We start from the raw sequence: 885 nt of genomic DNA, 5'->3' as shown, positions 1-885 counted from the left end.
GTTTTACATCCTATCGGTAAAATAAGCAAGAGGCCGTCTGAAAATACTTTCAGACGGCCTCTTGCTTTGTCGGGCTTAGGAAAGCAATATTTTGAATTTAAACTTATTTATTGTGTTGATGGGAAAATTCCCATTCTTCAAAAGGCTGGCCGTTCGGAAGATAGCGCAAGCCGATTGTGTTTCTGTCTCGGGTCATTTCGAGTTTACCGTTGAGTTTGAGGCAGGATCTAGATGACAGGTAGGCAGAGCCGATGGTAGAGGCTTTAGACCTAGCCGTTGTTCAGACGGCCATCGGGTACTTTCTTAAACAGGCGATAGAAATTGTCGCTGGTGTTTTGTGCCAATGTTTCCAAGCTCTCGCCGCGCAGATTGGCTAAGAACTCGGCTGTATAGCGGACGTAGGACGGCTCGTTTTGTTTGCCGCGTTTGGGAACCGGCGCGAGGAAAGGCGCATCGGTTTCTACCAAGATTCTATCGGCAGGGACGTATTTGGCGGCTTCCTGTATCAGCGGTGCGTTTTTAAACGTCACAATGCCGGAGAAGGAGATATATAACCCTAAATCCAAAGCGGCTTTGGCAAAGGCGATGTCTTCAGAGAAGCAGTGAATCACGCCGGAGTTGGTGTGGCACTCTTTCAAAATCCGCAACGTGTCTTCGGCCGCATCGCGCGTATGGACGATAACGGGCAGGCCGCTTTCGTTGGCGGCTTGGATATGGTCGGCAAAGCGTTGATGTTGCCATGACAAATCGCCTTTGCACCAGTAATAGTCCAAACCGGTTTCGCCGATGCCGACGATTTTGGGATGTTTGGCCGCTTCTACCATTTCGGCAATGGTAAATTCTTCTGCTTCTTGGCTGTCGGGATGTACGCCGATGGTGCAGTAG

Annotated in this window: 1 protein-coding gene; it reads right to left on the bottom strand. The window is 49.7% G+C overall.

Annotated features, from left to right (window positions below; all coding sequences use genetic code 11):
* Positions 1-269: 269 nt before the first annotated feature.
* Positions 270-885 (bottom strand): TatD family hydrolase (locus ACTHUR_RS12655; RefSeq protein ID WP_440398837.1); only part of this gene is annotated, 616 nt, incomplete at its 5' end.

Source organism: Neisseria sp. P0021.S007, assembly GCF_051956855.1.
This window is presented reverse-complemented; position numbering and strand designations above follow the sequence as displayed.